Here is a 21,918-nt window from a genome sequence, read left to right on the forward strand (position 1 = left end):
AACTCCGGATCGACAGCGTTGCATGGGATCGGAGTAAGCGCTGAAGCGCTAACTCCGGATCGACAGCTTTGCATGGGACCGGAGTAAGCGCTGAAGCGCTAACTCCGGGTCGACAGGAGACACAGCATGTGGGACCACACCGAGCATGAAGGCTTCGAGATCTGGGTGCTGCCGATTCCGGCGTTCGGGCCGCGCGCGCCCGAGCCGCTGTTCCACTACAGCGGCTACATCTGCCGCCATGGCGCGGACGCCCATGTCGAAGGGCGCAGCGTGCGCTTTCACGACATGATGCGCAACTACACCGGTCCCGACGCCGCGCTCGACGCAGCCTACGCCGACGCCCGCAAGCGCATCGACCGCTTCCACGCGACGGGGAGCTGGGCCGAGAGCACGGCCTGAGCCTTCAATTTCCCTTTCAGCGGCCGCCCTGCACGATCAGCTTCACAGGCCGCCCTTCGCAGCTCACCTCGCCCGGCAGCGCGAGCGTACGCCAGCCCGCCGGCTGGCCGGGGGCGCTGAGTTCAGCGACGTCGTCGGGATAGGTCGTGACCACGTTGAACGGCCACGACCCGCGCCGCAGCCGCTCATGGACAAGCGAGCCGACCCAGATCGGCGTGGGCTCCCCGTCGCTCGCATGGCCATCGTCAGTGCCGTTTCCATTGCGCCGCGGCGCGAGCGCATAGCCCGAAGGCCAGAAACGCAGCACGTCGCGGCGGCTGCCCGGCTCGCCCGCGTCGTTCGGCTTCCCGTCGAGGCGCGCGCGGGCGAACACGAGCGGCGAGGGCAGGCCGTTGTTCAGCTTCGGCAGCAGCGGTAGCGACATCACATCCACGTTCGGTGCGACGAGCGATAGCACGCTCCTCACCGAGATTTGCGGACCTTCGGCCCAGCCGGCGTCACGCAGCGCCGTGCGCAGATCGTCGGCGCTCGCTGCCCACTGGATCGTCATCGGCTCGCGGCGCGCGCCTTTCATGTCGAAGCGATAGCACGCAAACGTCCTCCACAGCGAATCGCTCCACTGCATTTGCGAGAGGACGACAGGCGGCGCCGCAGCGGTCGTGGGCGGCGCGGGCGTGCGCCTGGCCGGCACCGTCTGCAGCAGGACGGCGCCGACCAGCACGAGCAGCACGATGGGCGGCACATAGGTGCGCTGCGGCGGCCGCTTGGGGTAGCGCCAGAGCGAGGTGAGCACCACGATCGCCACCCAGATGGCGGCGAAGGCCGCGCCGCCGATGGCATCCGAGAACAGGAAGCGGTCGAAATAGAGCCCCGCGAACGCAACCGCCACGATGATCCCGTTGCCGAGCGCGGCGACGAGCGCGGCCTCCAGCATGCTCGCGCGGCGCACGAGCAGGAACATCACGAAGCCGTAGACGATCACCATCGACGACACGCGGTCGCTCGGGAACACATAGGCCTCGACGGCCTGGCCGCCGCCCGGCGACGTATGGTGGATCACGAAGCGCAGGATGAGGATGAGCAACTGCGAAACGGCCGCGGCAATCATCCAGTAAGCGATGGTGCGCCAACGTCGCTCCAGCACCATCCAGATGCCCACCGTCGCGATGAGCGCCGCGAGCGTCCAGGTGCTGCCGAGCGTTTCGACGCGCGCGAGGGCCGCGTCGGCCCACGTGGTGCGGATCGACTGCAGGAACTGGCGCACGGACTGATCGATCTGCACGAGCGGCGCGCCGCGCAGCAAGTTACCGAGCACATAGGAAAACACGGCCGCGCACACCGGCACGAGGCCCGTGATCACGATGACGGGGCCGAGCGCGGGCTGCGCCGGGTCGAGCAGGCGGGCGATGCGCTTCGAGGCGCGCCCGGGATGCTGCGCTGCCCACTGCGCCGCGCTGCGGCGCGACGCGCCGGCCCAGTTGTCGATGTGCAGTAGCAGCATGCGCACGAAGCGCCAGATGAGCCAGACCGCGAGCGCGACGATGCCGATGACGACCACCAGCCGGAACGACACCGCGCCCGCGAGCTGGAGCGAGGCGCCGAACACGACGCCCGGCACGATATGCGCGGGCGCCCAGACGAGCGCAGAAATCACATTCATCATGAAGAAGCGCATGGGCTTCATGCCGGCCATGCCCGCGACGATCGGCACCACGGCGCGCAGCGGCGCGATGAAGCGCGCGAGGATCACGCTGCGCGTGCCGTGGCTCACGAAGTAGGCGTGTGCGCGCTCGAGAATGGCGGGGTGGCGACTGAACGGCCACATCTGGGCCAGCGAGCCGCGGTAGCGATGGCCGATCCAGAAGCTCACGCCGTCGCCGGCCACGGCGCCCGCAATCGCGCAGACGAAGAGCCAGCCGAGGTTGATCGTGCCGGTGGCGGCGAACGCGCCGGCAATGAACATCGCCGTGCTGCCGGGAATGAACGTGCCGATGAACGCGAGCGATTCGAGGAAAGCGGCGACCACGACAAAGGCGAGCGTCCACGTCGCGTGCGCGGCGAGCAGGTGCAGCAGATGATCGTAGGCGTGCTCCATGAGCGGGGCGGGTTCGTTTGCTGGGGCTCGCGGGACGGGCGCGAGATCGGGCGGGTGGCGGTCCGCACCGGCCTTGCGCAACTAGCCGCAAGCGGCGTGCGGAACCATCAGGCGCAATATAACCGGGCGCGCGCAACTACGTGCGACACGAGGCCGGGCGGGGCGAAGCGAGGGGGCGAAGGCGGCGGCCGCGTCGCGCGGCGGCGACGCGGAAGGGGGCGCGGCGTATAGCAGGCTGCGCCAGCGAGTCCGGGTACGGCCGTGACGAGGTTCAGATAACGCCCTTCTCCTTCAACGCGGCCAGTTGTTCCGCCGAATAACCGAGCATCGACTGCAGGACCTCCTGCGTGGCTTCGCCCAGTTGCGGAGGCGCATGCCGCACGGGCAGGCGCTCGCCGTCGAAGCGCCACGGCGGCGCGAGTACCGGCGTCGTGCCGCTTTCGGTATGCGGATGCGGCTGGTGCGTGACGAGCCCGCCAAGCGTTGCGCGTGGCGACAGCAGCGCCTCGCGCAAGCCCGCCACTTCGCCGCACGGGATGCCCGCGCCCGCGAGCCGTTCGAGCAGGAGCTTGCGCGGACGGCTGCCCAGTTCGCGCGTGAGTTCGGGTACGAGCGTCTCGCGGTTCTGTCCGCGCAGGATGTTGGTCTTGTAGCGCGCGTCGTCGGCGAGGTCGGCGCGCTCGATCACCTCGCGGCAAAAGCGCTCGAACTGCGCGTTGTTGCCCACGGTGATGACGAGCGGACCATCGGCTGCATCGAACACGCCATACGGCACGATCGACGGGTGAGCATTGCCGTAACGCGGCGGGTCCTCGCCGATCAGCAGCGCTTCGAGGCCGTAGTAAGCGGTAATCATGAGGCCGCAGTCGAACAGCGCCATCTCGATGTGGCGCCCGCGACCCGTGCGCTCGCGCTCGTAGAGCGCGGCGAGCATCGCCTGTGCGGAATACATGCCCGTGAAAAGATCCACGGCCGCTACACCGAATTTGAGCGGCGGCTGGTGGGCTTCGCCGTTCATCGCCATGAGGCCCGTTTCACCCTGCACGACGAGGTCGTAGCCGGGGCGTGTCGCTTCGGGTCCCGTGCGGTCGTAACCCGAAATCGAGCAATAGATGAGACGCGGATTCTCGGCGCTCAACTGCTCATAGCCGAGCCCGAGCTTTTCCGCGCCGCCGAACTTGAAGTTCTGTACGACGATGTCGCTGGTTTTCGCCAGCTCGCGCACGATCTGCTGGCCTTCGGGCGTTTGCAGATCGAGCGTGATCGAACGCTTGTTGCGATTCACGCTGTTGAAGTACGCAGTCTCCGTCTTGCCGACGCGCACGCCCCAGTCGCGCGTGTCGTCGCCGCGGTCGGGATGCTCGATCTTGACGACTTCCGCGCCGAGATCGCCGAGCACCATTGCGCTCCACGGCCCGGCCAGCACGCGCGAAAGATCGAGCACGCGCACGCCCGCCAGGGGCAAGCTGCTTTTGTCCGTCTGCATCAACAGGTACTCCTGGTTCGTTGTCGGGGCGACTGTATGCAGTCGCCCCCTCATGGCTCACGCCGCCTCACGCCCCAATGCGATGTAGCGCGCGAGATGATGATCCTCGTCGCCAAGCTGATGATCGATCATCACGAGCCGCTTTGCATAGTGCGCGAGCGGCAATTCCCACGTCATGCCGATGCCGCCGTGCAGCTGGATCGCTTCTTCGGCCACGCGCGCGCCAATACGCCCGATCGTGTACTTGGCGGCCGAAAGCGCACGTTCGCGCTGCGCGCGCGGCGCGTCGATCGCCGCTGCCGCGTTGATGACCGCCGAGCGCGCCTGCTCGATTTCGAGCAGCACGTCCGCCATGCGATGCTGCAGCGCCTGGAAGCTGCCGATGGGCAAACCGAACTGCTTGCGCGTGCGCAGGTAGTCGAGCGTGAAGTCACGCGCGATCTCCATTGCGCCCACGGCTTCCGATGCGAGCGCGACGATGCCGTATCCGCGCGCATGCTCGAGCGTCGCGAAGCCGCTGCCTTGCGCGCCGACGAGCGCATCGGCATGCACCTTCACGTTGTCGAGCGCCACTTCCGCTGCGCGGCCGCCGTCGATCTTGCGGTAGCCACGCAGGCTCACGCCCGCTGCGTCGCGCGGCACGAGGAAGAGGGAGATGCCTGCTTCGGCGAATGCATCGCCGGAAGTACGCGCCGAAACGAGCAGCACGTCGGCATGTTCGGCGACCTGCACGACGCCCTTCGCGCCCTGCAGCACCCAGCCATCGCCGTTTTTCTCCGCGCGCGTCGCCACGCGTGCGTCCTCGTAATGCGAACCCGGCTCGTCGTGCGCGAGCGCGGCGATTTGCGAGCCGTCGATGAACGATGCGATGCGCGCGCGCTGCGCCTCGCTGCCCGCGTGGGCGAGCGCGCGGCCGACGATCAGCGTATCGAAGAACGGCTCGACCACGAGTCCGCGCCCGAGCGCTTCGAACACCACCGCGACATCGAAGCCCGCGCCGCCAAAGCCGCCATCGGCCTCGTCGAACAGCGCGCCGATCACGCCGAGTTCGGCGAAGCGCTGCCACATGTCTGCGCTAAAGCCTTCTTCGGAGCGCGCGATTGTATCGCGGGTATTGAAATCGTATTGCTCCGTGATGAAACGATTGAGCGTATCCGCGAGCATGCGGCGGTCTTCTGTGTGCTGGAAGTCCATGGCGTGCCTCTCAAAGATCTCAAAGACCGAGAATCATCTTGGAGATGATGTTCTTCTGAATTTCGTTGGAGCCGCCAAAGATCGACAGCTTGCGGTTGTTGAAGTACTGCGCGGCGGCGCAGGCGGCCTCAATGGGCCCGATTGCCTCGCCCGCATACCCCTCTTCGAGCGCATCCTCGACGAACGGCGCCGCATACGGCCCCATCGCGCGGCGCAGCAGCGAGGAAATCTCCTGGCGGATCTCGGTGCCGCGAATCTTGAGCATCGAGCTTTCCGCACCGGGCACGCCGCCGCCCGCCACGGCAGCGATCACGCGCAGGTTGGTCGTCTTCATGTTCTCCAGATCGATCTCGACCTTTGCGATGCGCGCCGCAAACTGCGGATCTTCTGCAAGCGGCTTGCCGTTGCGCGTGATCTTCTGCGCGGCGCGCCTCAGGCGAGCGAGCGCCGCCACCGAAAAGCCCACGCCGGCGATATTCGTGCGCTCGTAAGTGAGCAGATATTTCGCGTAGGTCCAGCCGCGGTTTTCTTCTCCAACGAGGTTCGCCACCGGCACGCGCACGTCGGTGAAGAACACTTCGTTGACCTCATGTTCGCCGTCGAGCGTGATGATAGGGCGAACCTCGATGCCCGGCGTGTTCATGTCGATCAGCACGAAGCTGATGCCTTCCTGCTTGCGCACGTCGGCGGCGGTGCGCACGAGGCAGAAAATCATGTTCGCGTAGTGGCCGAGCGTGGTCCACGTCTTCTGGCCGTTCACCACGTAATGATCGCCGTCGCGAACGGCGGTCGTGCGCAGCGAGGCGAGGTCCGAGCCCGCGCCCGGTTCGGAATAGCCCTGGCACCACCAGTCCGAGCCGTCGAGAATGCGCGGCAGCCAGTAGCGTTTTTGCGCTTCGCTGCCGTACTTGATGAGCACGGGCCCGAGCATATTCACGCCGAACGGCACGATGCGCGGCGCGCCCGCAATCGCGCATTCGTTCTCGAAGATGAACTTCTGTACGGCGCTCCAGCCGGGGCCGCCGTATTCCTGCGGCCAGTGATTCGCGAGCCAGCCTTTTTCGTTCAGGATGGCGTGCCATTGCGCCATGTCGTCGCGCGTGAGGTGCAGCCCATTGCTCACCTTGCTGGCGAGGCGCTGTGGCAGGCGCTCGTTCAGGAACGCGAGCACTTCGCTGCGAAACGCCTCTTCTTCGGCGGTGAATTTCAGGTCCATGTGTGAAAAGCTCCTTCAGGGCACATTCAGGCCGATTGATTGAGGCTCGCGAAATTCTCGCCGCGCTCGACCAGTTCGACGAGCAGCGGCGAAGGACGCCAGAACAGCGGATCTGCCTTCGCATACTCGCGGATATCGGCGAGCACGTTGGCGAGGCCCACGGTATCGGCGTACTTCATCGGACCGCCGCGATAGCGCGGAAAGCCGTAGCCGTAGAGCAGCGTGACATCGACATCGAGCGGGCGCAGGGCGATCTTTTCATGCACGACGTTCGCGCCTTCGTTGATCATCGCAGCCATGTAGCGGCGCATGATGGCTTCGTCGCTGAAGCTGCGCGGCTCGATGCCGGTGCGCTCGCGCTCGGCGCGGATGATGGACTCGACTTCGGGATCGGGCGTGCCCGTGCGTGCGCCTTCGGGGTAGAGATAGAAGCCGCGGCCCGTCTTCTGGCCGAACCAGCCGCGCTCGCAGATGCGGTCGGCGATCTGCACGTAGCGCGCCTTCGGGTCGCGTGTGGCGGCGCGGCGCTTGCGCGTGGCCCAGCCGATGTCGCCGCCCGCGAGATCGACCACCTGGTACGGGCCCATCGGAAAACCGAAGTCGCGCACTGCCTTGTCGATCTGATAGGGCGAAGCGCCGTCTTCCATCAGATGATCCGCAGCCGTGCGGAACACCGCGAGAATGCGGTTGCCGATGAAGCCGTCGCACACGCCGGCGCGCACCGGCACCTTGCGCAGCTTCTTCGCCAGCTCGAACGCGGTGGCCACGACATCGGCGCTCACCTGCTTCGGCACCACGATTTCCAGCAGCTTCATGATGTTGGCGGGCGAGAAGAAGTGCAGGCCCACCACGTCTTGTGGGCGTTCGATGCTGGCCGCAATGGCGTCGATGTCGAGATACGAGGTGTTGGTCGCGAGCACGGCGCCGGACTTGCACACGCGGTCGAGTTCGGCGAACACGGCCTGCTTGACGGCCATGTCCTCGAACACGGCTTCGATGACGAGATCGGTGTTGCCGAGCGCGTCGTACGAAGTGCTGCCGCTAAAGCGCGCGAGGATCTGCGCTTTCGCTTCGGGCTTCATGCGGCCCTTGGCGATGAGGCCGTCGTAGACCTTCTCCACATGGGCGCGGCCGCGCGCGAGCGAGGCGTCGTCGCGCTCGATCATCGTCACGGGCAGGCCCGCGTCGAGCACGGCCACGGCAATGCCCGCGCCCATCGTGCCGCCGCCGATCACGCCGACGGTGTCGATCGCGCGCGGCTTCGCGCTCTTCGTTTCTGGGGGCTTCTGCACTTCGCGCTCCGCGAAGAATGCGTGCACGAGACCCGCGCGTTGGGGGCTTTCGAGGCATTCGAGGAACTGCTTGCGCTCGAAGCGCAGCCCTTCGTCGAACGACAGATCGAGCGCGGCCTGCACGCAATCGACGATCTTCAGCGGCGAGAACAGGCCACGCGACTTCTTCGCGGTTTCGGCGCGGGCGGCGTCGATCGCGGCTTGCGCCTGGGCGCGATCAACGAGCGCCTGGGCGTCGCGCGTGCGTCGCACCGGCGCGTGACCCGCGAGCAGTTCCTGCGCGTAGGCCAGGCCTTCGGCGAGTATGTCGTCGCTCGCGCCCACGCGGTCGACGAGGCCCAGCTTGTGCGCTTCCTGCGCGCTCGCGTGACGGCCGCTCAGCATCAGCGAGAGCGCCGCTTCGGCGCCGATCAGGCGCGGCATGCGTTGTGTGCCGCCGGCACCAGGCAGCAGGCCCAGCTGCACCTCGGGCAGGCCGAGCTTCGCGCCCGCCACGACGAGCCGGTAGTGCGCCGCGAGCGCCACTTCGAGGCCGCCTCCGAGCGCCGCGCCGTGAATGGCGGCGATCACCGGCTTGTGGCAGGCCTCGATGCGGTTGCACACGTCGGGCAGCGCGGGCGGCTGCGGCGGCTTGCCGAACTCGCGGATGTCCGCGCCGGCAATGAAATTGCGCCCGGCGCCGACGATCAGCACGGCCTGCACGGCCTCGTTTGCCTCGGCATGCTCGATGGCGGCGGCGAGGCCGCGGCGCACGTCCACGCCCAGCGCGTTGACGGGCGGATTGTCCACGGTGACGAGCAGCACCTTGCCGCGCAGTTCATGAGTGACGGGGGAGGCGTTCACGGGATCGGATGCCATGGCGATGCTGTCTCCATAATGAGGGCCGGACTGGCGGGCCAGACGGCAATGTTTCATGTTCCCGTCGATTCTCGGCGTGACAGGGGCAATTGACAATCCCATCGCTCGTTGACAGACTGTCAAGGTATTTTTGACAGTGGATGTGCCATGGACGTCAATGCGCTAACCCTGCTCGTCGAAATTCTCGACGCGGGCAACCTCAGCGAGGCGGCGCGCCGGCTCAAGATGAGCCGCGCGAACGTCAGCTACCACCTCAACCATCTGGAGAAGTCGATCGGCCTGCAGCTCGTGCGTCGCACCACGCGCCGTGTCGAGCCGACCGAAATCGGCCTGAAGCTCTACGAGCACGGCCGCGCGATCCAGAACGCGCTGCTCGCCGCGCGCGAATCGGTTTCCACCCTCGGCCAGAGCCTGCAGGGGCGCGTGCGGCTTTCGGTGCCGAGCGGCTACGGGCAGCTCGTGATGTCGGACTGGCTCATCCAGTTCAAGCGGATGTACCCCGGCATCGTGCTCGACGTGATGTTCGAAAACCGCGTGGAAGACCTGCTGCGCGACGAAGTCGATATTGCCGTGCGCGTGATGCACGAGCCGCCGCAGAATCTCGTGGCGCGCGACATGGGGCCGGTGAAGTACATCGCATGTGCCTGTACGGCGTGGGCCGAACAGCACGGCATGCCGCAAACGCTCGAGGATCTGGCGCGTGCGCCCGTCATCACGGCAACGGTGGTGGGGCGGCAATTGCGCCTTGCGGGTTATCTAAACGAGGACCGGCACGAAGTGCTGCTCGAACCCTCGATCATTTCGGAAAACTTTCTATTTCTGCGCCAGTCGATTCTCGCGGGACTCGGCGTGGGTATCGTGCCCGACTACGTGATGCACGACGACATTCGCCAGGGCGCTGCCGTCACGTCGCTCGACGCGTGGCGTTTGAGCATATTCGGCACGCATATGTACATGCTCTATATGCCGAACCGCCACCACACGCGGGCGGCGGCCACCTTCATCGACTACGTGCTGGGCGAGGCCCGCAAAACCGGGCGCGGCGCGGCCGCGTGAGCGGCGCAGGTAGCACGCCGCCACTCGCCGCGCCGGGTGCATGCGCAACCGACTACTGGCCCGTGAGCGTGTTGCTGTACTCCACGGCGGGCTGCGAGGTGTTGCCGCCTTGCGCGACGAGCAGGTGAATCTGGCCCGGCAGGAGCTGCGAGAGCGTACCTGAGATCGGCACGGTCGTAATGAGCCAGTCCGCATTGTTCGCGAGGTTGAAAGAGGACGACTCGTAGATCGCCGTCTTGCTGCCCGCTGCCGTGACGATCGCCACGTAGTTGCCGCCGTTCATATAGATCGAGTCCTGTCCGCTTGCGGGCACGGCGTTCTTGTAGCCCACGGCCGGCAAGGTCGGCTGCACGGCGTTGATATCCGTGCCGGGCGCAACGATGTAGATGTCGAGATTCTGCGCATTGACGGTGGCGTTGAACGCGCGCAGGCGTGCGCTGCTGGAAAGCAGGCCCTTGTCGAACGGATCGTCGATCAGGCCGATGTCGCCGCCCGTGAGCGCGGGCAACGCGAGCACGGTGTACTCGTGACCCTTCGCCACGTCGGCGAAGGCGCCGCTTGCAATCGGCGTGGTCGTGCCCGTGCTTGCATACGAGACGTTGGTGTTGCCGGTGTTGATGTTGGCGAAGTTCGTGACCTGCTTGTACGCGATGTTCGTCTGCAGGGCGCTGCCATTCACCAGAAAATCGACATTCGGGCCGCCGGGGAGCGCATGCACGAAATGTATCTCGGGGTTCTGCACGCCGATTTCCTTGCCGACGTCGTTGCTGCTGCTGCCGCCGCCGCATGCCGTGAGCAGGGCTGCCGCGCTCGCAAAGGCGAGCAGGGTGCGTATCGTCTTCATTGTTGACCTCATTCGTTTCGTTCGAGCTGCACGGTGTACGGCCTCGATTGCGGCCGCGCGTTGTTATCGCGCCCCTGCGCGAGCCGGGACGCCGGCGCGATGCTGCATAGGGGCGATCACGATCAGCAATTGGTGTGCCGTGCGTGGCGATTCGACGCGATGCATGCGCGCGCAACGGGATGAGGGGAGGGGGAGCGATGGGGGGCGGCGCGCGGATGAAGCGTGGCGCGCCCGACTTTTGCGACGTTCGATGGCAGCTTTTACCGGCGGCGCGAAGATCCGCGCCGATATTCAAGCGTCCTGTGCGGAATTGTTGTCCGGGTTCGCGTCTTGCTTGCCGACTGCACTTGCGCCGGCGGCATCCGGCTGTCCGCGTGTGACAGACGAAACGGCGACGCGTTGCTGAATCCCGGCCTTGGAGAGCATATGCGCGCTGATGGGCGCGGTGAGAAACAGGAACGCTGGAATCAGCACTTCGTGCAGGCTCGCGAAATTGTTGTGCGTACTGAAGTACACAACGGAAGCGAGCACGACGCCGCCTACGCCGAGCGTGGTCGATTTAGTCGGCCCGTGCAGGCGCATGTAGAAGTCGGGCAGGCGTGCGAGGCCGATCGCGCCGATCAACGTGAACGCGCTGCCGAGCAGGAGCAGCACGCAGACAATCGCTTCGATGACGGTTTGCATGGCGAAGCCCTAGTTCAGTTCGATGATGTCGCCGCGCTGCAGGTACTTCGTGAACGCGACGGTTGCCACGAACCCCATGACCGCGATGAGCAGCGCGATTTCGAAGAAGACCGTCGAACGCAGCATGATGCCGTAGACGACGATGAGCGCGATCGCGTTGATATTGAGCGTGTCGAGCGCAACGAGCCGGTCGGGCAGCGAAGGCCCGCGCACGAGGCGCACGAGCGTGAGCAGGAACGCGAGCCCGAGGATCGCGAACGAAACCGGAATGACGATGGCTAGCATGCGAAGATCTCCATGAGGGGCGCTTCGTAACGGGACTTGATCAAGGCGACGAGCGCGGCTTCGTCTTCGAGATCGAGCACGTGCACGACGAGGCGCCTGCGGTCGTCGGAAAGCTCGGCGCACAGCGTGCCGGGGCTCAGCGAGACGATGCTGATGAGCGCCGACAGCGCGATTTCGTGGGTGCTGTCGAGCGGCACGTCGATGAAGGCGGGGCGCAGGCGCTTCGTGGGGCCAAGCACGAGCAATGCGACTTCGAGATTCGCCACGAGGATGTCGTAGAGCACATGCCCGAAGAGCCGTACGAGCAGCCACGGTCTGCCGAAGCGCACGGGCGCGAGCCACAGCCCTTCGCCCACGCGGTAGGCGATGGCGGTCCCGAGCACGAAGCCAAGGAGCAGGTTGCCCGGCGACACGTCGTTCATCAGCAAGACCCAGCATACGAGCAGCACGACGGTGAGCCAGGGGTGTGGAAAGAGCCTCTTGAGCATGTCAGCTTCCTGCGCCCTGTGACGTTTGCGCGGCCTGCGCGGGCAGGATCGCGTGAACGTAGGCTGTGCGGTCGAGCAACTGCGCGGCGGCGGCGTCGAGATACTGCTTGAGGGGGCCGGCAAACACCGTTGCCGCCACCACGCCCGCGAGCAGCAGCGCACACGCGGCGAGCTTTGCGCGGCTGCCGCGCGGCGCGGTGGCGGGTGCGCCGTCGTAGGCGCGTGCAGCGGGTATCGCCCACAACAGGCGTGTGCCTGTACGGCTGAGCGCGACGATCGACAGCAGCCCCGCGACCAGCACGGCGGGCCAGAGCACGACGGCCTGCGCAAGCGGCGTGGCGGCGAGCACCATGGCCTTGCCGAGAAAACCCGAGAGCGGCGGCAGGCCGACGGCGCCAACGGCTGCCGCGAGATAGAGCGCACCGGCGAGGTTCGAAGGCCAGGGCTTGGGCGCTTTTTCAGGGGCCGTTGCCTTGGGAGCCGTTGCGATCGGCTCGCTGTCTGCTTCGGGTGGGATGGCGGGCGCGGTGGCGTCGTCGAGCGATTCCAGCGAGGCGGGCTCGCGTGTTTCGGTTGCAGCGGGCACGGCCGCCGGATCGCCTGGTTCGGACTCCAGGGTATCGGCGAGCATGAACAGCGCACCCGTGCATAGCGTCGTGCTGATGAGGTAGTACAGCAGCGCGCTCCAGGCGAGCACGGTCTGCAGCGTGACAGCCGCAATCAGCAGGCCGACCGAGACCAGCACGAGAAAACCGGTCGTGGTCTTGAGGCTCGATACCGCGAGCGCGCCGAGCGCGCCATAGACGATCGTCGCAATGGCGAGCCACCACGCCCATTGATGCAGGAACGCGTCGAGTACGCCGCCCGCCGCGCCGAACACGAGCGCGTCGCAGCGAAGCATCGCGTAGATGCCCACCTTGGTCATGATCGCGAACAGCGCGGCCACGGGCCCGATTGCGCTTCGATACGCCTGTGGCAACCAGAACGACATGGGGAAGACGGCGGCCTTCAGGCCGAATACGAGCATGAGCGTCGCGCCCGCGAACTGCGCGAGGGGCAGCGACGCGGGGTCCAGATGCGCAAGCCGCTCGCCCGCATCGGCCATGTTGAGCGTGCCCGTGAGGCCGTACAGCACGCCCAGTGCGATCAGGAAGAACGACGAGCCCACGAGGTTCAACAGCATGTAGTGCAGGCCGTTGCGCACGCGGCGGCGGCCGCCGCCATGCAGCAGCAGCGCGTAGGAGGCGATCAGCAGCAGCTCGAAGAAGACGAACAGATTGAAGAGATCGCCGGCGAGAAACGCGCCGTTCAGGCCCATCAGCTCGAACTGCACGAGCGCGCGATAGTAGCGCCCGCGCCGGACATCGGCGCTCGTGGTGCCGAGCAGGCAGCAGCACGCGAGCAGCGCGGTCAGCACGAGCATGAGTGCGCCGAGCCGGTCGATCTGCAACACGATGCCGAACGGCGCGGGCCACGCGCCGAGTGCATAGCCGGCAATCTGTCCTTGCGCCGCGAATTCGGCGAGCGCCGCCGCGATGGGCAGCAGCGCGAGCGTGGCAATCACGTTGATCGCACGCTGCAGGCGCTTCGCGCGCAGCGGCAGCGCAACGATCGCGCCGGCCGCGAACAGCGGAATCAGGATGGGAAGGATGAGAGCGTGATTCATTCGCTGCGCATCTCCAGGCCGCTGCGCTGCGGGTTGTCGCCGTCCACGTGGTCGGTGCCGTCGATCGCGAGCGCGCGCAGCGCGAGCACGACCGTGAAGGCCGTCATGGCGAAGCCGATCACGATCGCGGTGAGCACGAGTGCCTGCGGCACCGGATCGGCATAGTGCGCGCCCGCCGTGATCACGGGGGGCTTGCCGGTGGAGAGCCGGCCCATGCCGAGCAGGAACAGGTTGATCGCATACGAGAACAGCGTAATGCCGAGGATCACCGGCAGCACGCGCGCGCACAGCAGCAGGTAGAGGCCGCTCGCGCAGAGCACGCCGAGCGTAATGGCGAAGGCGGCTTCCATCAGCTTTTCTCCACGGATTGCATGTCCTTGTCGCGCACGCCGAGGTGCGAGACGATCGTGAGCGTCGTGCCGACCACGGCGCCGAGCACGCCGAGGTCGAACAGCATGGCCGTGCTCAGTTCGATTTCGCCGATCAGCGGCACGTGCAGATGGCCGAACGCGCTGGTGAGGAACGGGTGGCCGAGCACGATCGCGCCTACGCCCGTCGCGGCCGCGACGAGAATGCCGAGGCCCGCGAGCCCGCGGTAGTTGATGCGGATGCGCGACTCGGTCCACAGCACGCCGCTCGCCACGTATTGCAGCAGCAGCGCAATGGAGATCACGAGCGAGGCGATGAAGCCGCCGCCTGGCAGATTGTGGCCACGCAGAAAGATGAACACGGCAACGAGCAGGGTGAGCGGCAGCATGAGGCGCGCGAGAATGGCGAGCAGCAGCGGATGCGACTGCGACGACCACGGCAGGCCGCCCGGGCCCGTATCGGGCGATTTCAGGCGCAGGCCGCGCAGCAGCGCCTTCACGGCGAGCCCTGCCACCACCAGCACGCTGATCTCGACCATCGTGTCGAAGCCGCGGAAATCCACGAGGATCACGTTCACGACGTTGTGGCCGCCGCTGCCCGGCAGCGCGTTCGCGAGAAAGAACTGGCCGACGCCACCGATGGGGGCGCGCGTCATCACGGCATACGCCACGGCGCCGATCAGCGCGCCGCCCGCGAGTGCGAGCACCGCGTTGCGGGTACGTGCGGCTGGAGGCTCCTGCGCGCGCTGCATGACAGGCAAAAAGTAGATGGCGAGCACGAGAAGCAGCACCGTGACCACTTCCACTGAAATTTGCGTGAGCGCGAGGTCGGGCGCGGAAAAACGCACGAACGCGAGTGTGACGAGCAACCCGCAGGTGCTCAGCATCACGAGCGCATAGAGCGTATTGGCGCGCACGAGCACGACGCCTACCGCCATCAACGCCATCAGCACGAGGCCGACGAGCGTCATCGCATCGAGCGGCGCCGAGCGGTATGCGCCGTCCAGCGAAGCAAGCGCGAGGAGCGCCGAGCCCGGCACGATCAGCATCGCCGCAATCATCCACGCGAGATACGCCGGCAGCGAGCGCGTTTCGAAGAGATCGACCACGACGCCCGCGGCTTTTTCGAGCTGCTGCACGAAGCGGTCGAAGCCTTCGCTCGCGTTCATTTCGGAGAGCACCGAACGATGATGGCGGAACGCGTCGCGGCGATAGAAGAACAGCAGCGCACCGCCCACGAACGACACGCAGCTCATCAGGAGCGGCAGATTGATGCCATGCCACAAGCTCAGGCTATACGTGGGCACGCTGCCGCCCAGCGCGAACCATGCCGCGGACTCGAGCATCCTGCCGATGGTCTGCTGCGGCACGAGGCCCACGAGTAGACAGATGACGACGAGAATCTCGACGGGCAGCTTCATGAAACGCGGCGGTTCGTGCGGCGGGTAGTGCGGAAGGTCGTGCGGGGTTTCTCCGTCGAAGAACACGCCCCACACGAAGCGCAGCGAATACGCGACCGAGAGCCCCGCCGCGATGACGGCGAGCGCGGGGATGATCCAGTTGAAGTCGCCGAGGAGTCCTTGTGCGAGCGTTTCGCCGAAGAACATCTCCTTCGAGAGGAAGCCGTTGAGCAGCGGAACGCCCGCCATGGCGAGGGATGCCACGGCGGCTAGCGCGGCGGTATGTGGCATGAAGCGGCGCAAGCCACGCAGCCGGCCCAGGTCGCGCGTGCCCGTTTCATGGTCGATGATGCCCGCCGCCATGAAGAGCGAAGCCTTGAACACCGCGTGATTGAAGGTGTGAAAGAGCGCGGCGACGGTGGAGAGCTGCGTGTCGAGGCCGAACAGCAGCACGATGAGCCCGAGATGGCTGATGGTGGAATACGCGAGCAGTCCCTTGAGATCGCGCTGCACGAGCGCCATGGCCGCGCCGCCCGTGAGCGTGACGAGGCCGATCAGGCTCGTCACGTAGAAGAACCAGTCGGTGCCTTCGAGCACGGGGTAAAAGCGCGCGATGAGGAAGATGCCCGCCTTGACCATGGTCGCCGAATGCAGGTATGCGGAAACGGGCGTGGGTGCCGACATCGCATGCGGCAGCCAGAAGTGGAACGGGAACTGCGCCGACTTCGTGCAGGCCGCGAAAAGCACGAGCAGGAGAATTGCGGGATACAGCGGATTGCGCTGTACGAGACCCGCATGCGCGAGCACGACATCGAGGTCGTAGCTGCCGCAGACATGACCAAGCAGCAGCACGGCGGCCAGCAGCGCGAGACCGCCCGCGCCCGTGATGGTGAGCGCCATGCGCGCGCCGCGCCGTGCTTCGGGGCGCGAAGGCCAGAAGCCGATCAGCAGGAACGACACGATGCTCGTGAGTTCCCAGAAGATCACGAGCAGCAGCAGGTTGTCCGACAGCACCACGCCGAGCATCGCGCCCATGAAGAGCAGCAGCAGCGCGTAAAGGCGCGGCAGCGATTCGCTGCCCGCGAGGTAGTAGCGTGCGTAGATAAAAACGAGCAGGCCGATTGCGAGCACGAGCAGCGCGAACATGAACGAAAGACCGTCCAGGCGCAGCGCGAACGAGAGGCCGAGCTGCGGGATCCAGTCGGCCTGCCAATGCAGTACGCCATGGGTGGCCATGCCTACACGTTCGCTGCCCAGCAGTCCCAGGCCGAAGAGCGCGGCCGCGAATGCGATCCACGTGCCGCAGGGGGACGCCCAGCGTCCGGCGAGCGGCCCCGCGAACGCGACGAGCGCTGCGGCGACGAACGGTAATACGACGAGCCACCCCATTGCCATTCGACACTCCCCGTGGGTCCGACAGGGCGCCGAGTCGCCGCGCCGCAGTTCACGATCATAGCCGCAAACGGGGACGGAGTTCAGTCATGTGGCATCGAGGCGGCCACGGGGTGCCACAGGAAATGACCGTGCGTCAGGTCCTCCGGCCTCGGGGCTCGTCGACGATCTTCACGGGCACGTTCGTCGCCCGCGCGCGCGGGCGACGGCCCTCATCACTTTGTTACGGCGCGTTGCACCGCCAACTCCGCCATCACTGCGGAATCATGCCGGTCAGCACATACGCCTGAATCAGCGTCACCACGCCCACGACAGCCGCGAAGAACAGGCTATGACGCACGGTGAAGCGGAACAGCGACGACTCCTTGCCGACGAGGCCGGTTGCCGCACAGGCCACCGCGATCGACTGCGGCGAAATCATCTTGCCGCTCACGCCGCCCGAGGTGTTGGCCGCGACGAGCAGGGTATCCGACACGTTGATCTGGTGCGCCGTGGTGTGCTGCAGCGAGCAGAACAGCGCATTCGACGACGTATCGGAACCCGTGAGGAACACGCCGAGCCAGCCGAGGAACGGCGAGAAGAACGGGAAAGCGGCGCCGGTGCCCGCAAGCGCGAGCGCCAGCGTGGACGACATGCCCGAGTAGTTCGCGACGAATGCGAAGGCGAGCACGAGACCGATGGACAGCACGGGGCGGCGCAGTTCGCCGAGGGTCTCGAAGAACGCGGCCACGGCGGCGCGCGGCTTCATGCGCAGCAGGATCGCGGAGAGGATCGCGGTGATCATGATCGCGGTGCCTACGGCCGAGAGCCAGTCGAGCTTGAACACGGCTTCGTACGGCTTGGGCGACGCGACGATCGGTGCCGTGCGCACCACGAGCTGATCGAGGCCCGGTACGTGCAGGCTCAGAATCGTGCCCGCGAGCGGACCCTTCGCTGCGAAGAGCGCCTTGAACGGCTTGACGCTCCACACGGTCACGATGGCCGTGAGCAGTATGAACGGCGACCATGCGCGCACGGTCTGCGCGATGCTGTACGGCGACGCCTTGCGGCTCGAAGCCGCCGCACGCGAACCGCCGCCGCCGAAGCCGCCCAGCGCAGCGGCACCGCCGCTCACCTTCACGCTCGTGCCTTGCGTTGCCCGGCGCGGCTGCCACACGTTGAGGAACGCGGCGAGCGCGACGAGGCTCACGAGCGCCGAAGTGATGTCCGGCAACTCGGGCCCGATGTGGTTCGACGTGAAGTACTGCGTAACAGCGAAGCTGCCGCCGGCCACGAGCGCGGCGGGCCACGTTTCCTTCACGCCGCGCTTGCCGTCCATGATGAAGACGAGCCAGAACGGCACGAAGAGCGAGAGCAGCGGCAACTGGCGGCCCGCCATCGCGCCGATCAGGAACGGATCGATGCCCGTCACCTGGCCCGCGACGATGATGGGAATCCCCATCGCGCCGAACGCGACCGGAGCGGTATTGGCGATGAGGCACAGGCCCGCGGCGTAGAGCGGCTCGAAGCCGAGGCCGACGAGCAGCGCCGAGGTGATCGCCACCGGCGCGCCGAAGCCCGCCGCACCTTCGAGGAACGCGCCGAACGAGAAGCCGATCAGCAGCAGCTGCAGGCGCTGGTCGTCGGTGATCGAGAGCACCGAGGCGCGGATGATCTCGAACTGTCCCGTCTTCACGACAATCTTGTAGAGGAACACCGCCGTGACGATGATCCACGCGATCGGCCAGATGCCGTAGGCAAAGCCGAAGCCCGCGGAAATGAGCGCCTGGCGCACTGGCATGCCGTATTCGAAGATCGCCACGGCAAGCGCGAGCAGCAGGGTGATCGCCGCGGCGACATGGCCCTTCATACGCAGGCCGGCGAGCGCGACGAAGAAGAACAGAATGGGAATGGCGGCCACGAGGGCGGACAGCCACAGACTGCCGAGCGGTGTATAGATCTGGTACCAGGGTTGCACTACGGTCTCCTCCGATGATGCGGGTAGAAAATTTATTTGATCTCGTCAGGCTTGCTATGAGAGTTATTTCGCACGCCTGACGACCTGAGCGCTATTGAGGCTGATCGCGTTCGCGCAGCAGGTCGTGCAGGCTGCGCGGCGCGGGCTTGAGCGGTGTGCGATGCTGCGTCCAGCCCATTTGCTGCGAGGGCGCGAGGCCGCGTAGACGCGTCACGGCCCAGCGTAGCGCACGATAGGCGCGCGGATGCGCGAACGCGCCGCTCCAGAAGCGCCAGATGAACTGCTCGCTCCTGCTGTGATTCGCGCCCTGGCCGCGCAACGGATGCGCAACGCTTTCCTCGGGGTCGCGGTTCGCCTCGGTGCGAAGGCGCACGAGCAGCTGAGGAATCGGAATGCGCACCGGGCAGACTTCGCCGCATGCGCCGCACAGGCTCGACGCGGTGGGCAGCTCCGCTGTCGCGTCGAGCCCGAGCAGATGCGGCGAAATGATCTTGCCGATCGGCCCAGGGTAGGTCGTGCCGTACGCATGCCCGCCGATACGCGTGTACACCGGGCAGTGGTTCATGCACGCGCCGCAGCGGATGCATTGCAGCGTGGCGCGCAATTGCTCGTCGGCGTAGGCCTGGCTGCGGCCGTTGTCGAGCAGGACGAGATGCACCTCGCGCGGGCCGTCTTTCTCGCCTTCGCGGCGCGGGCTGCTGATCAGGTTGAAATACGTCGTGATGGGCTGGCCCGTGGCCGAGCGCGTGAGCAGGCTCGAAAGCGGCACGATGTGCTCGAGCTTTGCCACCACCTTTTCCATGCCCATGATCGCGATATGCACGTCGGGCACCGTGGTGGAAAGGCGGCCGTTGCCTTCGTTTTCCACGAGCCAGAGCGTGCCCGTGTCGGCGGCGGCGAAGTTCACGCCGGAGAGGCCGATCTGCGCATCCACGAAGGCGCGGCGCAGCGCGCGGCGGCCCGTTTGAATGAGCGTGTCCACGTCTTCCGTAAAGGGCGTATCGGGAATGTGCGCTTCGAACAGGTGCCCGATATCCCCCTTCGTCTTGTGGATGGCGGGCATCACGATGTGCGAGGGCTTTTCGCCTGCGAGCTGCACGATGTACTCGCCCATGTCCGACTCGATGCAGTCGACGCCGTGCTCGGCGAGGTAATGGTTGAGCTCGATTTCCTCGCTCGCCATCGACTTGCCCTTGATCACGCGTGTGGCCGCGTGACGCTGCGCGATGGCGTGGACGATGCGGTTCGCCTCGTCGGCGGTCTCGGCCCAATGCACCTGAATGCCGTTCGCGCGCAGCTTCGTTTCCAGTTGCTCGAGGAGTTCGGGCAGGCGCGCGAGCGCATGCTGGCGCACGGCTTCGCCGAGGTCGCGCAGGGCTTCGAGTTCGTCCGCCTCGGGGAACTGCGCGGCGCGCTTGCCTTGCAGGAAGTCCATCGCGCCGCGAAAGCTCTTGCGCAGTTGCGGGTCGTCGAGCGCCGTGCGCGCGCGCTGGCGGAATTCCGCAGTCGGGACGAAATGGAGCGTGTTTTCCTGAGAGTTCTGCGTGGTCGTGCTCATTCGGCGGCTCCGTGCTGCGTGCCCGTTGCGCGATCCTCATCGGTCACGAGGACGACCCATAGAGCGCGGGGACCATGCGCGCCGTAGGCGGTGGTCTGCTGGATATCCGAGGTCTTCGAAGGACCCGAGATCATCACGAGATTGGTGGGCATGCCGTCACGCCAGCGCTCCGCGGCCACGGCGGCGTGCAGGTCGGCGTGCAGCGTACGCGCGTGGATCAGCGCGACGTGCAGCGGCGGTACGAGCGAGACCGTGCGCGGCGCGTTCGCGTCGGGGACGACCACGAGCGTGCCCGTCGCCGCGAGACCCGAGCGCGCGACAGTGAAGCCCGCGTCGACGGTGTCGAAGAGTTCGGCCTTCCACTGCTCGATCGGCTGCGCGTAACTGCGCGCCTGCACGGCGGACGGGAGTGCCGCCTCGAGCGCCTGGCCTTCGGCGCAGGCGGTGTCGAGCAGCAGGCTGCGCACGCCCGCCGCCGCGAGGCGGTCGGCGAGTTCGGCGGCCCACGTTGCGGCGCTCGCGCAGATCACTTCTGCGTGCGCGGCTTCGAGCATGCGCTGGAACTGCGCGATGCGTTCGTTCAAGGCAAGCGGGGCGAGCGCCCGGCGCCCGGTGAAATGCGCGTCGATGCGTGCGTCGAGCGCTTCGAGCGTGGGGGAGGGTGCTGCAGGGGCATGGCCACGCAGGCGTTGCAGCATGCGCGCACGCGCGCTCATCGTATCGACGTTCATGCGGCCTCCCCGCCCGTGCGGCGCCAGAGGAACGAGGCGAGGTGCTCCACGGCGAGCGGCGCGCCCTTGTGCGCTGCCGCGTGGCCGATGTTGAGCAGGCAGCCGCAGTCGGCGGAAACCAGGCGCTCGCAGCCCGTGGCGCAGGCGGAGGCGATCTTGTCGGCGACCATCGCGCCGGAGATGTCCGGGTGCTTGAGCGAGAACGTGCCGCCGAAGCCGCAGCATTCCGATTCGCGTTCGTGCTCGATGCGAGTGACGCCCGGCAGCGCATCGACGACTTCGACGCCGTGCACGCGCGTGCCCATCTCGCGCCGCGCGCCGCACGAGGTGTGCAGTACGACGCGCTCGTCGGGCTGGCGGACGGCACCCTGTGCGCCATACGCGTCGAAGTCGACGTTCAGCACGCGCACGAGGAATTCGGTGAGTTCGTACACGCGCTCCGAGAGTCCCTCGGCGCGCGCGGCGTTGGAGGCGTCGCCGTCGAACAACGCGGGCCAGTGGTGGCGCATCATGCCCGCGCACGAACCCGAAGGGACGATTACGGGCCAGGGTTTTTCGAAGAGTCCGAGTTGCGCGAGCGCGACCTCGCGCGCCTGGCGCGGGTTGCCGCTGCTGTATGCAGGCTGGCCGCAACAGCTCTGGCTGCGCGGGAAATGGACCGTCAGGCCTTCGCGTTCGAGCAGCTTCACCGCGTCGAGGCCGGCTTGCGGCACGAACAGGTCGACGAGGCAGGTGGCGAACAGATAGACGTCGGTGGGGCGCTCGGTGGGGTATTGCCGTGGCTTCATGTCTCGCTCGGTGTCTTGGCGCGCTTTCGTGCCCCTTCCCCGCGGACCCGAGGCCGGGCGGGTTGAGGACGAGCGCTGGTTTGGGCGCATAATTCCCGCTTCGGGCGAACGGTTCAAACTGGTTGGACCACTTGCCACAAGATAAAACGAGATTCGGGTAT

The 21,918-nt window shown here is 66.6% G+C and carries 18 protein-coding genes; 2 read left to right on the forward strand and 16 right to left on the reverse strand.

The window, feature by feature from the left end:
- The first annotated feature begins 126 nt into the window (after nt 1-126).
- A complete protein-coding gene (locus AB4Y36_RS06080; protein WP_069261746.1) occupies nt 127-399 on the forward strand; it encodes a hypothetical protein in 273 nt (90 codons plus the stop codon).
- A gap of 16 nt (nt 400-415) precedes the next feature.
- Here the strand turns inward: AB4Y36_RS06080 and AB4Y36_RS06085 are convergent, their stop codons facing one another.
- From AB4Y36_RS06085 to AB4Y36_RS06105, 5 genes are all read right to left on the reverse strand, one after another.
- Nucleotides 416-2,494, reverse strand: coding sequence for a VTT domain-containing protein (locus tag AB4Y36_RS06085; RefSeq protein WP_342946711.1), 2,079 nt, complete (start codon nt 2,492-2,494; stop codon nt 416-418).
- A gap of 271 nt (nt 2,495-2,765) precedes the next feature.
- Complete coding sequence (locus AB4Y36_RS06090; protein ID WP_368682540.1) at nt 2,766-3,980, reverse strand: CaiB/BaiF CoA transferase family protein; 1,215 nt, start codon at nt 3,978-3,980, stop codon at nt 2,766-2,768.
- Between the two features lie 57 nt (nt 3,981-4,037).
- Complete coding sequence (locus tag AB4Y36_RS06095; RefSeq protein ID WP_368682541.1) at nt 4,038-5,174, reverse strand: acyl-CoA dehydrogenase family protein; 1,137 nt, start codon at nt 5,172-5,174, stop codon at nt 4,038-4,040.
- A 19-nt stretch (nt 5,175-5,193) separates the two neighbouring features.
- Nucleotides 5,194-6,390: an acyl-CoA dehydrogenase family protein gene (locus tag AB4Y36_RS06100; RefSeq protein ID WP_368682542.1), complete on the reverse strand. Its 1,197-nt coding sequence runs from the start codon at nt 6,388-6,390 to the stop codon at nt 5,194-5,196.
- Between the two features lie 26 nt (nt 6,391-6,416).
- A complete protein-coding gene (locus AB4Y36_RS06105) occupies nt 6,417-8,540 on the reverse strand; it encodes a 3-hydroxyacyl-CoA dehydrogenase NAD-binding domain-containing protein (RefSeq protein ID WP_368682543.1) in 2,124 nt (707 codons plus the stop codon).
- A gap of 147 nt (nt 8,541-8,687) precedes the next feature.
- On the opposite strand from AB4Y36_RS06105, the gene AB4Y36_RS06110 reads away from it, so the two are divergent.
- Nucleotides 8,688-9,596 carry a LysR family transcriptional regulator gene (locus AB4Y36_RS06110; RefSeq protein ID WP_069261752.1) on the forward strand — a complete coding sequence of 303 codons (909 nt, stop codon included), beginning with the start codon at nt 8,688-8,690 and terminating at the stop codon, nt 9,594-9,596.
- A gap of 52 nt (nt 9,597-9,648) precedes the next feature.
- Here AB4Y36_RS06110 and AB4Y36_RS06115 read toward each other — a convergent pair whose 3' ends face one another.
- The 11 genes from AB4Y36_RS06115 to AB4Y36_RS06165 all read right to left on the reverse strand — a co-directional run bounded on the left by AB4Y36_RS06115 (nt 9,649) and on the right by AB4Y36_RS06165 (nt 21,757).
- A complete protein-coding gene (locus tag AB4Y36_RS06115) occupies nt 9,649-10,440 on the reverse strand; it encodes a DUF4397 domain-containing protein (RefSeq protein WP_069261753.1) in 792 nt (263 codons plus the stop codon).
- A 291-nt stretch (nt 10,441-10,731) separates the two neighbouring features.
- Nucleotides 10,732-11,124, reverse strand: a complete 393-nt coding sequence (locus tag AB4Y36_RS06120) for a Na+/H+ antiporter subunit G (protein WP_368682544.1) — start codon at nt 11,122-11,124, stop codon at nt 10,732-10,734.
- Between the two features lie 9 nt (nt 11,125-11,133).
- The gene (locus AB4Y36_RS06125; RefSeq protein ID WP_069261755.1) at nt 11,134-11,409 is read right to left on the reverse strand and encodes a K+/H+ antiporter subunit F; all 276 of its coding nucleotides are present in this window, start codon (nt 11,407-11,409) and stop codon (nt 11,134-11,136) included.
- Nucleotides 11,403-11,897: a Na+/H+ antiporter subunit E gene (locus AB4Y36_RS06130; protein WP_069261756.1), complete on the reverse strand. Its 495-nt coding sequence runs from the start codon at nt 11,895-11,897 to the stop codon at nt 11,403-11,405. Before AB4Y36_RS06130 ends, AB4Y36_RS06125 begins: the two co-directional genes overlap by 7 nt.
- A gap of 1 nt (nt 11,898) precedes the next feature.
- Nucleotides 11,899-13,563: a monovalent cation/H+ antiporter subunit D gene (locus AB4Y36_RS06135; RefSeq protein ID WP_368682545.1), complete on the reverse strand. Its 1,665-nt coding sequence runs from the start codon at nt 13,561-13,563 to the stop codon at nt 11,899-11,901.
- Nucleotides 13,560-13,913: a Na+/H+ antiporter subunit C gene (locus tag AB4Y36_RS06140; protein WP_368682546.1), complete on the reverse strand. Its 354-nt coding sequence runs from the start codon at nt 13,911-13,913 to the stop codon at nt 13,560-13,562. Before AB4Y36_RS06140 ends, AB4Y36_RS06135 begins: the two co-directional genes overlap by 4 nt.
- Nucleotides 13,913-16,726 (reverse strand): monovalent cation/H+ antiporter subunit A, encoded by a 2,814-nt coding sequence (locus AB4Y36_RS06145; RefSeq protein ID WP_368682547.1) that lies wholly within the window; start codon nt 16,724-16,726, stop codon nt 13,913-13,915. The genes AB4Y36_RS06140 and AB4Y36_RS06145 overlap by 1 nt, the downstream gene beginning before the upstream one ends.
- 250 nt (nt 16,727-16,976) lie before the next feature.
- Nucleotides 16,977-18,680, reverse strand: a complete 1,704-nt coding sequence (locus AB4Y36_RS06150; protein WP_368682548.1) for a lactate permease LctP family transporter — start codon at nt 18,678-18,680, stop codon at nt 16,977-16,979.
- A gap of 91 nt (nt 18,681-18,771) precedes the next feature.
- Nucleotides 18,772-20,238 (reverse strand): LutB/LldF family L-lactate oxidation iron-sulfur protein, encoded by a 1,467-nt coding sequence (locus tag AB4Y36_RS06155; RefSeq protein ID WP_368605730.1) that lies wholly within the window; start codon nt 20,236-20,238, stop codon nt 18,772-18,774.
- Entirely contained in the window at nt 20,235-20,969 is a 735-nt protein-coding gene (locus AB4Y36_RS06160; RefSeq protein ID WP_368682549.1) for a lactate utilization protein C, read from the reverse strand. Before AB4Y36_RS06160 ends, AB4Y36_RS06155 begins: the two co-directional genes overlap by 4 nt.
- Nucleotides 20,966-21,757 (reverse strand): (Fe-S)-binding protein, encoded by a 792-nt coding sequence (locus AB4Y36_RS06165; protein WP_368682550.1) that lies wholly within the window; start codon nt 21,755-21,757, stop codon nt 20,966-20,968. The genes AB4Y36_RS06160 and AB4Y36_RS06165 overlap by 4 nt, the downstream gene beginning before the upstream one ends.
- Nucleotides 21,758-21,918: the final 161 nt, after the last annotated feature.

The sequence above is a fragment of the Paraburkholderia sp. BR10936 genome (assembly GCF_040965735.1).
Classification (GTDB): domain Bacteria; phylum Pseudomonadota; class Gammaproteobacteria; order Burkholderiales; family Burkholderiaceae; genus Paraburkholderia; species Paraburkholderia nodosa_A.

What these genes read in the sequence shown, in the direction of transcription:
- AB4Y36_RS06140 (WP_368682546.1), bottom strand. Translation starts at nt 13,913, where the DNA reads ATGGAAGCCGCCTTCGCCATTACGCTCGGCGTGCTCTGCGCGAGCGGC.
- AB4Y36_RS06115 (WP_069261753.1), bottom strand. Translation starts at nt 10,440, where the DNA reads ATGAAGACGATACGCACCCTGCTCGCCTTTGCGAGCGCGGCAGCCCTG.
- AB4Y36_RS06105 (WP_368682543.1), bottom strand. Translation starts at nt 8,540, where the DNA reads ATGGCATCCGATCCCGTGAACGCCTCCCCCGTCACTCATGAACTGCGC.
- AB4Y36_RS06155 (WP_368605730.1), bottom strand. Translation starts at nt 20,238, where the DNA reads ATGAGCACGACCACGCAGAACTCTCAGGAAAACACGCTCCATTTCGTC.
- AB4Y36_RS06095 (WP_368682541.1), bottom strand. Translation starts at nt 5,174, where the DNA reads ATGGACTTCCAGCACACAGAAGACCGCCGCATGCTCGCGGATACGCTC.
- AB4Y36_RS06145 (WP_368682547.1), bottom strand. Translation starts at nt 16,726, where the DNA reads ATGGCAATGGGGTGGCTCGTCGTATTACCGTTCGTCGCCGCAGCGCTC.
- AB4Y36_RS06125 (WP_069261755.1), bottom strand. Translation starts at nt 11,409, where the DNA reads ATGCTAGCCATCGTCATTCCGGTTTCGTTCGCGATCCTCGGGCTCGCG.
- AB4Y36_RS06120 (WP_368682544.1), bottom strand. Translation starts at nt 11,124, where the DNA reads ATGCAAACCGTCATCGAAGCGATTGTCTGCGTGCTGCTCCTGCTCGGC.
- AB4Y36_RS06110 (WP_069261752.1), top strand. Translation starts at nt 8,688, where the DNA reads ATGGACGTCAATGCGCTAACCCTGCTCGTCGAAATTCTCGACGCGGGC.
- AB4Y36_RS06080 (WP_069261746.1), top strand. Translation starts at nt 127, where the DNA reads ATGTGGGACCACACCGAGCATGAAGGCTTCGAGATCTGGGTGCTGCCG.
- AB4Y36_RS06100 (WP_368682542.1), bottom strand. Translation starts at nt 6,390, where the DNA reads ATGGACCTGAAATTCACCGCCGAAGAAGAGGCGTTTCGCAGCGAAGTG.
- AB4Y36_RS06090 (WP_368682540.1), bottom strand. Translation starts at nt 3,980, where the DNA reads ATGCAGACGGACAAAAGCAGCTTGCCCCTGGCGGGCGTGCGCGTGCTC.
- AB4Y36_RS06130 (WP_069261756.1), bottom strand. Translation starts at nt 11,897, where the DNA reads ATGCTCAAGAGGCTCTTTCCACACCCCTGGCTCACCGTCGTGCTGCTC.
- AB4Y36_RS06160 (WP_368682549.1), bottom strand. Translation starts at nt 20,969, where the DNA reads ATGAACGTCGATACGATGAGCGCGCGTGCGCGCATGCTGCAACGCCTG.
- AB4Y36_RS06085 (WP_342946711.1), bottom strand. Translation starts at nt 2,494, where the DNA reads ATGGAGCACGCCTACGATCATCTGCTGCACCTGCTCGCCGCGCACGCG.
- AB4Y36_RS06165 (WP_368682550.1), bottom strand. Translation starts at nt 21,757, where the DNA reads ATGAAGCCACGGCAATACCCCACCGAGCGCCCCACCGACGTCTATCTG.
- AB4Y36_RS06135 (WP_368682545.1), bottom strand. Translation starts at nt 13,563, where the DNA reads ATGAATCACGCTCTCATCCTTCCCATCCTGATTCCGCTGTTCGCGGCC.